General features: G+C 39.9%; 10 protein-coding genes. 4 read left to right on the forward strand and 6 right to left on the reverse strand.

The window, feature by feature from the left end:
- Window positions 1-69 precede the first annotated feature (69 nt).
- The gene (locus NLP_RS32800) at window positions 70-222 is read right to left on the reverse strand and encodes a hypothetical protein (protein ID WP_158680286.1); all 153 of its coding nucleotides are present in this window, start codon (window positions 220-222) and stop codon (window positions 70-72) included.
- 27 nt (window positions 223-249) lie between these two features.
- Here NLP_RS32800 and NLP_RS04550 point away from each other — a divergent pair, with 27 nt between their 5' ends.
- Window positions 250-828, forward strand: a complete 579-nt coding sequence (locus NLP_RS04550) for a type IV pilin-like G/H family protein (protein ID WP_104905345.1) — start codon at window positions 250-252, stop codon at window positions 826-828.
- Window positions 829-961: 133 nt separating this feature from the next.
- On the forward strand, window positions 962-3,181 hold the full coding sequence (locus NLP_RS04555) for an O-linked N-acetylglucosamine transferase, SPINDLY family protein (RefSeq protein WP_104905346.1): 2,220 nt from the start codon (window positions 962-964) through the stop codon (window positions 3,179-3,181).
- Between the two features lie 223 nt (window positions 3,182-3,404).
- Here the strand turns inward: NLP_RS04555 and NLP_RS04560 are convergent, their stop codons facing one another.
- Both NLP_RS04560 and NLP_RS04565 read right to left on the reverse strand, forming a co-directional pair.
- Window positions 3,405-6,899: an FkbM family methyltransferase gene (locus NLP_RS04560; protein WP_234017209.1), complete on the reverse strand. Its 3,495-nt coding sequence runs from the start codon at window positions 6,897-6,899 to the stop codon at window positions 3,405-3,407.
- A gap of 109 nt (window positions 6,900-7,008) precedes the next feature.
- Window positions 7,009-7,407 (reverse strand): hypothetical protein, encoded by a 399-nt coding sequence (locus NLP_RS04565; protein ID WP_104905347.1) that lies wholly within the window; start codon window positions 7,405-7,407, stop codon window positions 7,009-7,011.
- An 883-nt stretch (window positions 7,408-8,290) separates the two neighbouring features.
- Between NLP_RS04565 and NLP_RS04570 the strand changes: the two genes are divergently transcribed.
- The gene (locus tag NLP_RS04570; protein WP_012407469.1) at window positions 8,291-8,509 is read left to right on the forward strand and encodes a DUF4327 family protein; all 219 of its coding nucleotides are present in this window, start codon (window positions 8,291-8,293) and stop codon (window positions 8,507-8,509) included.
- Window positions 8,510-8,575: 66 nt separating this feature from the next.
- Here the strand turns inward: NLP_RS04570 and NLP_RS04575 are convergent, their stop codons facing one another.
- The 3 genes from NLP_RS04575 to NLP_RS04585 all read right to left on the reverse strand — a co-directional run bounded on the left by NLP_RS04575 (window position 8,576) and on the right by NLP_RS04585 (window position 13,143).
- Window positions 8,576-9,859 (reverse strand): protein kinase domain-containing protein, encoded by a 1,284-nt coding sequence (locus tag NLP_RS04575; protein ID WP_104905348.1) that lies wholly within the window; start codon window positions 9,857-9,859, stop codon window positions 8,576-8,578.
- A 209-nt stretch (window positions 9,860-10,068) separates the two neighbouring features.
- Window positions 10,069-12,051, reverse strand: a complete 1,983-nt coding sequence (locus tag NLP_RS04580) for a serine/threonine phosphatase (RefSeq protein WP_104905349.1) — start codon at window positions 12,049-12,051, stop codon at window positions 10,069-10,071.
- A 300-nt stretch (window positions 12,052-12,351) separates the two neighbouring features.
- Complete coding sequence (locus NLP_RS04585) at window positions 12,352-13,143, reverse strand: basic amino acid ABC transporter substrate-binding protein (protein ID WP_104905350.1); 792 nt, start codon at window positions 13,141-13,143, stop codon at window positions 12,352-12,354.
- Between the two features lie 134 nt (window positions 13,144-13,277).
- Here NLP_RS04585 and NLP_RS04590 point away from each other — a divergent pair, with 134 nt between their 5' ends.
- The gene (locus NLP_RS04590) at window positions 13,278-14,477 is read left to right on the forward strand and encodes an aminotransferase-like domain-containing protein (RefSeq protein WP_104905351.1); all 1,200 of its coding nucleotides are present in this window, start codon (window positions 13,278-13,280) and stop codon (window positions 14,475-14,477) included.
- The last annotated feature ends 113 nt before the right edge of the window (window positions 14,478-14,590 follow it).

Raw genomic sequence — 14,590 nt, forward strand, 5'->3', positions numbered from 1 at the left:
CGGACTTGCTATCAGGTTGGGAACTGGCGGTATCAGAACTATGGCCACCTGAGTTTGAATAAAAAACTCTCACAAACGAAATTGAGAATCTAGCCCTTGGCCTACACTAGGGACTTTTGGATGCAAAGATTCTGGATTGTGTAACCGGATTTCACCAAACTTTTTTTCTGAAGGTGATAGGAAAGCGATCGCAGCTGGGTAAGTTACATCTAGAACACCCAAGCAACCCCTACCCCTGGGAAAACACTTATGAAAACCGAATTAAAAGCCAAATTTCTCCAACACATCCTCGACAAAAAGAAAGGAGATGAGGGTTTTACACTTATTGAATTACTAGTAGTAATTATCATCATCGGTATTTTGTCTGCGATCGCGCTGCCTTCTTTCTTGAACCAAGCTAATAAAGCCAAACAGTCAGAAGCTAAAACTTATATAGGTTCAATGAACCGCGCTCAACAAGCTTATTACTTAGAAAATACTGCATTTACAAGTTCAATTGGTGCTTTAGGACTTGGTATTGCAACATCAACCATAAATTACCAATACCAAATTGCCTATACTACGGGTAATAGTGTAGCAACCAACCAAGCACAAGTAAAAAATACTAACGCACCTCTCAAAAGCTATGTTGGGGGTGTAGAGGTGACAAGCCAAGCTGCTACCAGTGAAGCTACTACCATCGCTGTTTTGTGTGAATCGGCAGACACAGTTCTTGCCGGTGGTACAAATGCAGTGGCAGCCACTGCATTTGTCTTCACTGCTGGATCACTTGATTGTACAGCCAACACAGGCATCGGCGCCGGCAAGTTTATCTCTTTGGCTAAGTAACCAACCAAGGACAAACAGGATATAAACTGTCTCTAAACTAGATATTTTCCCAAGTGGGTAGATGCTTCTATCCACTTTATTTCCATTATGTAAGTCCTTCACAATTATATTCCTCATAAAATTTTCTCAGACAATGATTACTGATATATGTAATTGGCAAAATCAAGCTGAACAATACTTCAGTCAAGAAAAATATTCGCAAGCAGCAGAGTTATACGAACAAGCAATAGCAATAGAACCAAATACCATCTCTTATTACTGGCATTTGGGGTTACTATTACTATTACAAGGGCAAGAAGCAGAAGCTCAAATGACTTGGATGCTGCCAATGACACAGGCAGATGAAGAACAGTTACCAATTTGGACAAATGAACTATTTCAAGTTTTGCAAATAGAAGCTGAAAGGCGTGAAACACTAGGTGAATATTCTTTAGCTTGGTTAATTCGCCAGCATATACGGGAAATTAATCCTAGCTATATAGATAATTTGCTTCAAATTCTTATACTTTCTATCAAATTACAAAAGTTTGAAGAAATTGATAATTTGAGCGAGTGGGGATTAATTGAAACCTTAAATGCAAAAGAAAATATAGAAATTAATACCGAATTATTAATCCAATTTTTAAAAGAATTTTTAAATACTGTTACTTTACATCAAATTAATCTAGATTTAATAGAAGCTAGTCTGCCTTATTTCTCTGATCCTCATCAATGCTTCTCTATACTGCTTCCTGCTGCTATGGAAATTGGTCATACTTTGCGGCAGCCTTTACTAGCAGCATCTCTGCTAGAATTGCATTTACGATTGGAGCCAGATAATGTAGAAATTTTGCGGCACTTAGCGAGTTTTTATCAAGACGCTCGTAATTATTCTCAAGGAATAGAGACAGCTAGGTTGTGTTATTCTTTATCAGAAGGCTTGGCCGATAAAATTTTTGCACTCCATTTGCTGTTAAGGGGTCTAATGTCAGCAGGAGGATATTGGCAAGAGATATGTACAACTTGTCAAGAATTGGAAACTGTGTTTCAACAGTTTATTAAAGCTCAACGAATTCCTTTAGAAGAAGCAACAATACTACGCTTGCTTTCGCCATCTTTTGCGATACCTCACATTAAAGATGCTCCTGCTGATTTCCGAGCTATTCATAATCAGGTCGCTGAGATTTTTAATAATTATATTCAAGCTCTTGGCCAATCAAAAGCAAAAAACTATGCTCATCAAATTATTAATCATCAATCTTTAACACACCATCCGAAAAAATTAAAAATTGGTTATATATCTTACGCTTTAAGGAATCATTCTGTTGGTTGGCTGGTTCGGTGGTTATTTCAACATCATAATCGAGATAAATTTGATATTCATACTTATTTTGTTAACTACAAATTAATAAACGACTATCTCCAAGAGTGGTATCTAAGTCACGGAGGTGAACCTCACAAATTAGGCATGAATGGTCTAGAAATTGCTGACCAGATATATCAAGATGAAATTGATATTTTAATTGACCTTGATAGCATCACTCTAGATATTACCAGTGAAGTGATGGCACTCAAGCCAGCCCCAATTCAAGTTACTTGGCTGGGGTGGGATGCATCAGGCATACCTGCAATTGATTACTTTATCGCAGATCCTTATGTACTGCCAGATGATGCACAAAATTACTATACAGAGAAAATCTGGCGATTACCTCAAACTTACATAGCAGTAGATGGTTTTGAAGTGGGTGTACCAACTCTCCGCCGCGATGACTTGGATATTCCTATGGATGCCGTTGTATATCTCAGCGCCCAAAGAGGATATAAACGCCATCCAGAAACGACAAAGTGGCAAATGCAAATTATCACACAAGTACCTAACAGCTACTTTTTGATTAAAGGACTTGGTGAGGAGGAAACAATTAAACGCTTCTTTTACCAAATTGCCGAAGAAGAAGGTGTAGATTGTTCTCGGTTACGATTTTTACCAATGGTTCATTCAGAGGCAGTTCATCGTGCTAATTTAGGTATTGCTGATATTGTATTAGATACATTTCCCTACAACGGAGCGACAACAACCCTAGAAACATTGTGGATGGGTATCCCCTTAGTGACACGAGTTGGTGAACAGTTTGCAGCGCGTAATAGCTACACTATGATGATAAATGCGGGTATCACAGAAGGCATTGCCTGGACTGATGAAGAGTATGTAGAATGGGGTGTGCGCCTGGGGAAAGATGAGGCTTTACGCCAGCAAGTTGCTTTAAAGCTGAAAGCATCGCGCCAAACAGCACCACTATGGAATGGCAAGCAATTTACCCGTGAAATGGAGAAGGCTTACGAGCAGATGTGGCAAAGGTTTATTGAGGGAAAATAAGCTCGTAGTGAGGACTAAAGTCCTCTTCTGTAATAACAGCTTTAGGCGTGGCTTAAGTAAAGTACTAATTCCTTGCTGGAGAGTATTAAAATATTCATCTAGCAGGTTTAACTGTCTATAGCAATGGCTTAAGTTCCAATAAATATCTGCATCATCCGATTGGATTTCTAAGAGTTTTTGATATTGGGCGATAGCTTATTGCCATTTTCCCTCATAGAATAATTTATTGCTTAAGTAAAAAAAACTGTTCAGCTTGTGTTTGACTAAAGCCTTCTATTTGGTAAGATGTTAGAGTTTCTGCTTTTGCTCCAATCAGCGCATTTTGATTTTCGTATTTCAAAACAATTCTTGCCTGGATGCGAGATAGTAAAGCTTGCCATTGAATATCAGCCAAATTTGCCACTAAAGAAATTTCTAACCCTTCAGTAACGTCTAAATCTTCTTCTACCAAAAGATTCATAGCCACACTAGATAAAAATATTTCTGCATCCTCGATAGCAATATTAGTAGTGTCAATAAGTAGAGTACTTTTTTCACTAATAAAATGAGTTGCGATCGCCTTGATCACTCGTTGCAATTCTAAACCGATTAACTCTTCTGGTTGCGACCAATCAGGGAAAATAATTAAATTAATCTCCTTAAGGTTTAAAGACAAGAGAGTAGCATCAATTAAGGCAGAACTTACAGTCTGCGCCATTTTTTTCCATGAGAACTTTTTCGCCTGTGCTAAACCCGCAGCAGTTAAAAAGTGACGAATACTAGGCTTTTGCACCTCACAGAGCGCATTTACCAGAGCATTTACATCATCATCTTGAACATAAATGGCTGCATCTCCTGCTACTTCTGTAATTGAAGAATTAGCACAGGTAATAACAGGACAGCCACAAGCCATTGCTTCTAATACAGGCATTCCAAAACCTTCATATTTAGAAGGATAAACTAACGCCACAGCACCCGAATAAGCTAAGGCTAATTCTTCATCACTAAGTTGAAGAAGATGTATAGTACTACCTAATGTATATGTTCTTAACTCTGGCGCTAACACTCCGCCAATACCAGTAAAAATAATATCAAATCCGTTTCTAGTGGCTAGTTTGGAGAAAGCTTGGAAGAATAAAATACCATTTTTGTAACCAGTTCCAGCACCAACTAACAGGAAGTATGGTTTATCAATACCATATTTATATTTAAAACCTTTAATTTCATCTACAGAAGCTGAAGAGAAGAGATAATCTACTCCACAATGAGCCACCGTAATTGATTCTAAGGGTATCTCAGAGAAACATTTACTTAAATCTTTAGCTGTATTTTCAGAAATGGCAATAAAAGCAGACGCGTGTTTGATACCATTGTGTTTTTCACGCCACATAGGTTCATTTAAATTTCCTCCTAATACTTCAGGAATCATATCATAAGCCATAAATACCGAAGGGGTATTAATGGGAGTGGTGTAGTAGGAAGATATAAATAATTCCGCTTCTTGATCATCACATATTTGTTGAAGCATCTGTTTATCAGCTTCGGGATTGTTATAGTTGTAGGCGGGAATTATGCGATAACGGATACCATTAATTTTGGGTGCAGTATCGGCTCTATCTAAGACTAGGATATGATTAGCAAAATCACTTTTTGACCATTGTTCTAGCAGACTTCGCCAAACTCTAGCAATTCCTGTTTTATAGAGTTGAAAAAAGACACCATCAATTAAAATATTACGAGGAGGTAAAGTTTTTGCTTTTTCTTTCGCTAACTCGTAAACTTTGATAGTTTCTTGAACGTATTTATCCCAACTAAATTTTTGAGCCTGTTGAACAGATTTTCTTGCTAAAATCTCTCGATATTCGGGTTCAGAATATAGCTTAAATATGGCATCACAAAGCCCTATTTCATCATGAGGATCAAGCATAATTCCGGCATCTTCAACCACTTCAGGCAAGGAAGAAGTGTTAGAGGTTATGACTGGAGTTCCACATTGCATAGCTTCTAATGGTGGTAAGCCAAAACCTTCATATAAAGATACATACATGAATGCTAATGCCCCTGAATACAGAGGAGCTAAATCTTCATCGGGAAGATAACCAGTAATAATAATTCGGTTTTCTAATTCTTTAGCTCTATCTACTTCTGCAAAAATTTCTTCATATTGCCATCCTTTTGTACCTATTAATACTAGGTTAAGATCATCAATATGCTGGTTTTTTATTAATCTCAAAAAAGAACGGATAACATGAGCTATATTTTTTCTTGGCTCTAGGGTTGATAAAGTTAAGAGATAAGGTTGATCTGGTATTTTATATTTTTCTTTCGTTTTGATAATTAATTCCTGATCATCGCAAGGATAAAATTTTTCTTGATCAGCAGCTAAATATGTAACAAATACTTGCTTTTCATCAAGATTTAGTTGGTATTTGCAAATATCTTGTTTTGTTGATTCGGAAATACAGCACACAAAATCATTGTTAGCTATTTGATCTATAGCATTTATAACGTGAGGCTGTGAATTATCACTAAAATACTCTGGAAAAAGAATAGGTATTAAATCACAAACTGTGACAATTCTTATTCTAGCAAAGTAAATATTATTAAGTAAACTAAAAGAACTAAAGTGATAAATATCTATATTTTGATACTTTAGTTCTGGCAATTGAAATAAAGGGAGGTTTTGATATTCAAAATTTTGATTTATATAAATTTGACAAGCATCAAATAAATCAGGAATACTCGTACATAAATAAACATGACAGCGAGGAGATTTTATTAGTCCTTTTAAAAGATACTCTATTACTCTAAAAACTCCTGTTTTGGCAGTTTCAAGTATAGTTCCTAAACCTAGTACAGCAATATCTAAGGCTATTTTTATTTGGCCTGCATTATTTGCAACTGATAAATAATCTTCTTTATTTGAAGATTTATATATTTTTGTTATTTTTCTAGTATCAGGTGTAGGCGTAATTAATCTTCCTAACTGTGTATCTATGTTATCTTGACTACTTAGTTGTATTATCCGCTCTGCTCTTTGTTTTTCGAGCAATCTGTAATCCATATAATCATCTAAAACATTAATAGGAAAAGAGAAATATTTTGCTAAATCGCCTGACTCTTCAGATATATAATAATCATTAATTCCATCAAAGAAAACTTTTTGATAACCTTTTGCCATTAAAAAAACAGGAATATTATTTTCACAGCGAATGTTCGTACCTGATAAAGTAGTTTCTATTACTAAAATTGTTGGTCTAAATATCTCCCAATTACCACCTAAAATAACTTGTTCTTCTAATCCTTCAACATCAATTTTAAGAAAGTCAATTTTTTGATCGACATATTCATTGCAGACTTCCGCTAAAGTTTTAACAGAAACAGTATATCGAGAAAGTTTTAAACCTTTCTCTTGGGCAATTTTATCAGCTATTTCTTTATTTAAAGTAGAGTTTCCAGGTTGTCCTATTACTTGAAAAAACTGTAGGTTCCCTTGTGAATTACTTACAGCAATATTTAGATTAATATCTCTCGAACGCTCTTGTTCAAATAAGTTATGGCATTCTTTTATTGGTTCTATATTTATTCCTGACCATCCAATATCATAAAAAGCTTTAGTTACTGAATCAACAGTTGGATGTAAGGCTCCTACATCAATATAAAACCCTTTTATTTTATCTTTAAAGACTCTATTGAGTAAAACATCTTCAAAATTCTGGGAATATGAAATAAATGTCATTTTTACTAACTTCGCTCCTATGAATGTTAATAATTTAATTTAGTGAGGATCATTTCGGCTAGATCGTTTAATTAGACAATACCAATTAAGTTTTTTTTGGGCTATTTGTCTAGCGATCGCTATTTTCCTCTCGCTTTTTAATCTGCTCTAATACAACTTTGTAATCTTGCCGATCAGGGTGCAACTTCACCAGCTTCTCCAAAAGCTTCATTGCACCTTTCGTATCCTTCAATTGCAACCGCAGCAAAGACAGTTTCTCTAAAGCAAGTTGGTTTTCTGGTTCCCGTTGTAAAACCAACTCGTAGCCCTGCGCCTGTTGCTGTAATCCTGACTCAGGAGAAGCAGACGCAGTTGCTGGCTTAGGTTGAGTAGCCTGTTGGATTGCTGGAATGACTGCAAATGCCGTAGAACCAAAAAACGAGAACATCGACACTATCGTGACAATCTTTTGTCGCCGCTGAATCTGCTTTTTGCGGATAATTAGGTATTCTGCATCCGAACTAGCCATGCCTCACATACTTGCTGCGGTAAATACTTAGGTATCAGCAAGCCTCCCGTTCTGAGGATACCCATCTGCTCAACAGAAACTAACATCTTCGCTAAAAATTTTTTACACAAACTTCAAATGCTGACTCTGAAGATGAGGGAACCTTATGATAAGCCCATGCTGCACCGACAATTTTGCCATGCGATCTCTCCTAATTACCTCAAAGCAAAACCCTCCAAGTCCTAATTCTCTGGGCAAAACATTAAAATTATATAAAGATTTGCAATTAATTAGCCTAAAGCCAGATGTTTGCGATATTGTAAACAACATTTAAATCAACAGAAAGAGTACATATTTCTACTCAATTGCAAATTTCCCTGTCAGTCAAAAATTTTCAAACTAGCCCATATCCTATAGGTTCTTCAACAAGCAAGCATATTTTTCGTGATTCAAACAAATAGAATTTTCCCAGTCGTTCTCAATCACACTACTTAGTGGAACTTCCCTGAGGACTAATTATTCTGCTCGGCGTCCACAATAGATATCTTACGAAAGGTAGTGTTGCACTCTTGCAGAAAAAAGGTAGAGGTAAAGAGGAAAAACAAAAGGAACTAAAGGTTAAAGGAAAAAGGGTAAACATAAACATCCCTTACCCCTTCTCCCAAAACTTTCGTCTGGCTTCTGCAAAAAGTTTAAGGGCTGCTTGGTAAAATTGAGATTTTCTGGTGGTAATTACCGTACAAAACCGAATTTGCCAGTAACTTAGTAGAGTTTGTTATGGTATAGTTAAAAAGTTAAGACTAGCTTTACCAAATTACACCACTCTACGGGCCGGCAACAATTGCAGAATGGGAAGCAGTTTTAATTAAGCATTTACCCACAAAATCAGAATTCAATCGAGGTTATGACTCAGCAAGTGATTCACCCAATGGTGAAATTGCAGCGCAACGTGCAATCACTCATAGAATCGAATATTATCAAGCCAAGCGATAGCATCTGGAAAATCGCTTTGCTCTATGGTAATGAATGGCAGCACTGGAAACAAGAACTGCTTGACTTTGGCTTTAGTATGCAAGACCCAGTTAGTGAATTGCTAGCTGTAGAAACTTGGGATGAAGAGTAGGGAATAGGAATTTTTAATATTCACCACTCCCTAGACGCGATTAATCGCGTCTCTACTCCTCACTCTCTAAACTTTGCAGGCAGCTAAAGCCGCAGCTAATTCCTTTGCATTTTGATAGCGATCGCGTGGCAATGGTTCTGTAACGCGATCAATCACATCTCTTAATTGGGAACTAATGGTGGGAACTTTTGCCACATCAAACCTGAAGTTTCGCCCTCGTTGGCGGTAATACTTGAACGGGTTTTCGCCTGTGAGCAGAAAAATCAGCGTTGGCCCAATTGCATACAAATCAGATTGAGTTAAAGGTTGTCCTCGTTCTTGTTCAGGAGCGCAGTAACCTTCTGCACCAATTCGAGTACCGGGCGCTGTGCCAATTTCTTTAACTGCGCCAAAATCTAGCACCACGATGCGATTTCCTGAACTTCGCACCATTAAATTGGCGGGTTTAATATCACGGTGAATCAGTGGAGGCTCTTGGCTATGAAGATAGTCTAAAATATCGCAGGTTTGGATCATCCAAGCGATCGCTTGGTTTGGTGTCACTGGCCCAGTGGTATAGACACGTTTTTCCAAATCTTGTCCGTGGATTAATTCCATTGCTAAGTATTTTTTTCCGCCTTCTACAAAGAAGTCATAATACTTGGGAATTCCAGGATGATTAAGAGATTTGAGAGTGTGCGCCTCTCGCTCAAATAACTCTTGAGCTTTGACAATTTTCAGCATATCAGCATTCATTTGCTTCAACACCAGCAGTTGTGGCACGCCCGCAATCACACTAGCCTCATCCCAAGCGAGATAGGTAGTACCCATCCCTCCTTGTCCGAGAGTTCGCAACACCTGATAATGGCGAATTTTCTGTTGGACTGAGAGAGGTTGACCGCAGTGGATGCAAAACAGATTGTTTGGGGAATTGCCTTCGTGCGTGCAAGTGGAAGATAAATTTGCCGGATTTTTTGCTGAGTAAAGTGTTTCGGCGGCGTTTTCTTCTGTCCCTTGCATTTGTTGCGATCGCAAACCAGTTTCCAATTCTGTTACCTCCTGAATTTGGAATTGCAGTATTGGGCCTCCCTGTGCCAATTGCAAAAGGGAATTATCTGGTAAGGGACTCTGAAGTACAAGGATACCGTTGAGAAAAGTCCCATTTGTACCCTGACTAATCAGCTGCCAAGTGTAACCATTGCTAGCGTCACCGACTTGTCTAAGTTCTAAATGATGCCGCGAAACTAAACTATCATTTAAAACAACGTGATTATCTGCCGCTCGACCAATCCGAATTTTGGAGGAGTTCTCAAAGCACCACTGCTGAAGGGGAGTTTTCTGTTGCGGTTCTAACAGGGTCAGACTAACCACAATACAACCTACAAGGTAAATGGATTAGGGATTGGGCATTGGGCATTGGGCACTGGGCATTGGGTATTAAACTTATCGAAAAATTAGGCTTTAACCCTTAATTTATAAGGCGTCGAGGTTAATTTGCCTATAGGTCTATTGGGAATTGGTGATTGTTATTTCTTCTTATTACCCATGCCCCATGCCCCATTACCTATGCCCATTTATGATTAACTTTCCAGATTTGGGCGTACTTTTGCCCGAACAAGTATACCAGTAATATTGTCGTGACCGTTGTGTTGATTTGCTAAATCAATTAAATCTGTAACTCCCCGTTCTAAGTTAACGCCAGAACTAAGTAAGGGTTCTAAGTGAGTCCGCCAATGGGTTTCTAGTAAATCATTATCTGATAGACCGTCCGATGCCAACAGCAGCAGAGTATCTTCATTGATGTCGAAAAAGCTGACATCGGGATTAATCGAGTTTTCATCACGAGGTCCCAAGGCTTGGGTAAGTTGATAGGCATCTGGACGGGCGTAAGCTATGCTTGCTTCCACTCCTCGGTTAATTTCCCGTTGCCCAACTTCATGATCTACTGTGACTTGTTCTAGTCCCTGCTTACGCGTCAGGCGGTAGAGACGGCTATCTCCTACATGAGCGACTGCTGCTTGAGTATCTTGAATTAAAAGCATTACTAAAGTTGTACCCATACGCCCAACTCCAGAACGGGCATCTTGTTGATTGAGCTTGTAAATCGCCTCATTAGCTAAATACACTGCCTCACGAATGCTATCTTCTGTTGGCAGCTGGTTGGCAATCCAGTGTTCTTGAAAGTATTGCCTTAGGGTGTTGACTGCTAACTCGCTGGCTATCTCGCCGCCAGCGTGTCCACCCATACCATCACAAAGAATATACAAACCATGCCCTTCTAAGACTCGACTTTTGGGGAACTCCAGTTTATGAATTTTGGTTTCAATGCCAAAGTAGTCTTCGTTATGATGACGTTGACGCCCCACATCTGTGCGTCCTGCATCTTCTAAGCTACTTAACTGCATCGCCAGCACAACAGTTGCCATATCATCAGCTTTGCTAATGATGTCTTCTAACTCATCTGATTGCGGGATAGTGGACACAGCAGTATTGTTCTCCTTTATTGGGGGCAAAGTTGCGGTTCCTAGTGCTTCCAGTTCAACAGAGATTTCCTCCAAACGCGATCGCAATTGGGCGATCGTCTGAATCTTACCTACCTCTAAATCCCCCAACATCTGGACTACAGAGCCAAATTGAGTCCGTTGCGACTGTCTAAATAGTGCTTGCCAAACCCTTCCCAAAGCTTGGATAGTTAACGGCTCCTCTGGAATGGCAGATGTTTGGGCTTGGGCATCTTCTGGCGACTCCGTGGCGGGCTGAGAATTCGATGATTCCACATACAACCTTTGTAGTGCCAACGTTTGGTCTTCATCCAATCGCAAATTCGACAAATCTAAAAGGCTTTGACGACAATTTACTGGTTCTAATACTGCCCAAAGTTGGGTCATTTCATAACACCAGTGTAAAATTTTTAACGAACTGGTTGTTTCTTCTTGCCACAGGTCGAGTAGATACTGCCAATCCGAGCGGTTTTCGATTATTAATACCTGTATATCATCTTGCTGCCATGCGTCGTGAATCGGTGGTATCCCCCGCTCACCTTGGGATTGTAAGGCAAGATAAAGTTTTGCAAGGCGAGGAATCTCACTCGCTTCTACTGATGGCGTCAGCAAATCTGATTCTTGACTTGCTAGTATTGCCTCAATGGGTGATATTTGATACGGCTGGCAGTCTAGAACTCTGCCACATACATCAGTAATAATGGCATTTTCCGTTTGGACAAGTGGCGTATCTAACAATTGATAGCGCTCTTGGGAGTCTAAATAGGAGCCTAATGTAATTTCAGAACTAGGCGATAGAGGAGATGGGGAGGGTATTGCTTGCTCATCTCCCTCACCGCCCACATCTTCTACTTTCAAAGCTTCCCCAGTCGTTTCTTTAGCAATAATTGCCCAAAACACTGTTCCACATTCTGTGTCACAGTTATGACAACGTAGTGCATTCACAGGTACATCATCGGTACTGCATTCAGGACAGACCTTGTGAGTCAGGGACATGCCACAGTTTTGACAGAATTTGTTGCTATTGGGGTTTTCAAATTTACACTGAGGGCAAATCAGCATAGTGGAAGTTCCTTTATTCCCGTTCGTTCCAAGGTGCTTCTAGCCACTAAGATCCAAGGTGCCACAATTGGCTGTCCCTGACTACAGTAGATTGTAGTTTATCAATGAATTTTGGTGGCAGTATTAATTGTGACGCATATTAGATAAATATTTCATATATTGGCAGGCAATTCCTTATAAATGGGGGATGAGGAAGCAGGGGAGACAAGGGGACAAGGTGAGAAAAGTTAGAACTTGCAACAAGTCTTTCCCCTTGTCTCCTTGTCCTCTTCACCATACCCAATGCCCAATCCCTTATTGTCAAGAGTCTGGCAATTGTGGAGGTTCAACTTCAAACCATTTTTGATAAATTTGTTTGTAAGTGCCATTGAATAACAAAGTCGCTATACCTTTGTTAATTTCATCCAAATGGGGAGAATCCTTGGGCATAGCAATCCCGTAGTATTCTTGGGTCAGCAAATCCGCAACAACTCTGATGCCTTTAAGTTTGCCATTTTTAATCGCATACAAAGTCGCGAAAGCATCGCTAACCACAGCATCAACATTGCCATTGAGTAAGTCTTGGAAAAATTCTGGCCCAGAATTAAAAGTACTAATTTTGGCGTTGGGGATGGTTTTGGCAAAATCTGCCCCAGTGGAACCAATCTGTACAGCAATTTTTTTCCCTTTGAGACTATTGAAGTCTTTAATATTTTGATTGTCTTCGCGGACAGCGATCGCAAGTCCGGCTTTAAAATAAGGTCGTGAAAAAGCAATTGTTTTTAGGCGTGCGGCGGTAATTGTGATTCCACTAATTGCTGCATCAACTCTTTTGGCTTGCAAAGTCGAGATCGTGCCATCAAAGGGCAGACTTTCAAACTGGACTGCAAAACCTGCTATTTTAGCGATCGCATTCATCAAATCAATATCAAAGCCTTCCAAGTTCCCGCTAGCTGTTTGGATCTCAAAAGGGACAAAGGTGGGGTCTGTGGCCACCTTCAGAGGTTTAGCGTCTGGGCTAGTAGTGGGATATAAACTCTGACAGGCAATAATCAGTAGTAGGCAGCCTAAGCTTAGAATTAGCTGCTGCCACTTGAAGTTAATTAATTTCACTATAGTAATTTTGTTCTAGTAATCAATATTTACGATACTTGTCATGATGTTATAAGAAAGAATACATACGTATGACTTTTCGCTAATTGCCTTTTTGTGCGTTCTATATTCTGACTCCCAATTTTGAATTGCTTATGGCTCCTACAACTTCTGCTTACCAAATTGCTGATTTGTTCGCCGAAAGAGCTAGAAATCTGACACCACCAACTTACGGCACTGAGTTAACCAAAATCATTACCGTCAGTTTTGCCTATGGTCTCGCTGACCCAATTCTCTTTCCCCACGCGGACTTAGCTGCTGCAAGTGCGGCTGTACTAGCAGAAGAGGCTCCGATCGCTCTTAATTACGGGCCACCTTCAGCCCAACTTTATGAACAAATAATCCTCCGCTTGCAAGCTCAAGGAATCCCTGCCGATCGCGATCGCCTGATCGTTGGCTACGGTTCTAGTCAGATTTTGGGTTTGCTACCAGATGTGTTTGTTGAACCTGGTGATGTCGTAATTGTGGAAGGGCCAACCTTCTTGGGAGTAGTTAATAGATTTGTCCAGGCTGGGGCACGCCTAATTACCATTCCTGTAGACGAATTGGGAATGGATGTGGATGCCCTAGAAGAAACTTTGAGCGACTTGAACAAACGAGGCATTCGACCCCGATTTATTTACACTATACCCACTTTTCATAATCCCACAGGTACTACTATGCCGTTATCTCGCCGCGAAAAACTGGTAGCGTTAGCGGCCGAGTATGGCGTATTGGTGGTAGAAGACGATGCCTACAGCGATTTGCGCTTCCAAGGCGAAGCTGTGCCATCCTTGGCAAGCCTTGACAAGGAGGGGTGGGTGTTATACGTGAATACCTTCTCGAAAATCATTGCGCCTGGTATCAGATTAGGCTGGGCTTGTGGCGATCCAGCAATTATTGAGCGGTTGGCAATGTTCAAAAGTGAAGGGCCTGTGGGGCCGTTTGTCAGCCATGTGGTTGGTCGCTACTGTGCTACAGGCAAACTAGATTATCATATTCAGGAGCTAATCGCCTGGTACAAGCATAAGTGTAATTTGTTGTTAGAAGCGATCGCTCAAGAGTTTCCCACCGATGTAGTTGCTTTGCGACCAGGTGGTGGCTTTTTCGTTTGGTGTAAATTGCCGCCAGACATCAGCGCCAAAGCACTCCTAACTGCTGCCAATGAACAGGGCATCAGTTTTCTGCCAGGAACTCGCTGCTACGCTAATGGACAGGGAGATGATGCCATCAGGTTAGCTTTTAGCTTTCAACCAACTCAGAAGATTGTTGAGGGAATCGCTACCTTGGGAGCAGTACTGAGAGGATGGCGGTAATTTGTAATTAGTACCTCGTTCCCAGTCTCACACTGGGAATGCTTTTTGGAAGGCTCCTGCATCTCGTATAGGCGGCAGAACGGAACCAAGAAGATTTCCTTGTTAGACCTAGA

It is taken from the genome of Nostoc sp. 'Lobaria pulmonaria (5183) cyanobiont', assembly GCF_002949795.1.
Lineage (GTDB): Bacteria > Cyanobacteriota > Cyanobacteriia > Cyanobacteriales > Nostocaceae > Nostoc.

Bases quoted from the DNA above. Each gene is read 5' to 3' on its own strand.
- NLP_RS04560 (WP_234017209.1), bottom strand. From the start codon at position 6,899: ATGACATTTATTTCATATTCCCAGAATTTTGAAGATGTTTTACTCAAT.
- NLP_RS04555 (WP_104905346.1), top strand. From the start codon at position 962: ATGATTACTGATATATGTAATTGGCAAAATCAAGCTGAACAATACTTC.
- NLP_RS04570 (WP_012407469.1), top strand. From the start codon at position 8,291: ATGACTCAGCAAGTGATTCACCCAATGGTGAAATTGCAGCGCAACGTG.
- NLP_RS04550 (WP_104905345.1), top strand. From the start codon at position 250: ATGAAAACCGAATTAAAAGCCAAATTTCTCCAACACATCCTCGACAAA.
- NLP_RS04590 (WP_104905351.1), top strand. From the start codon at position 13,278: ATGGCTCCTACAACTTCTGCTTACCAAATTGCTGATTTGTTCGCCGAA.
- NLP_RS04565 (WP_104905347.1), bottom strand. From the start codon at position 7,407: ATGGCTAGTTCGGATGCAGAATACCTAATTATCCGCAAAAAGCAGATT.
- NLP_RS04580 (WP_104905349.1), bottom strand. From the start codon at position 12,051: ATGCTGATTTGCCCTCAGTGTAAATTTGAAAACCCCAATAGCAACAAA.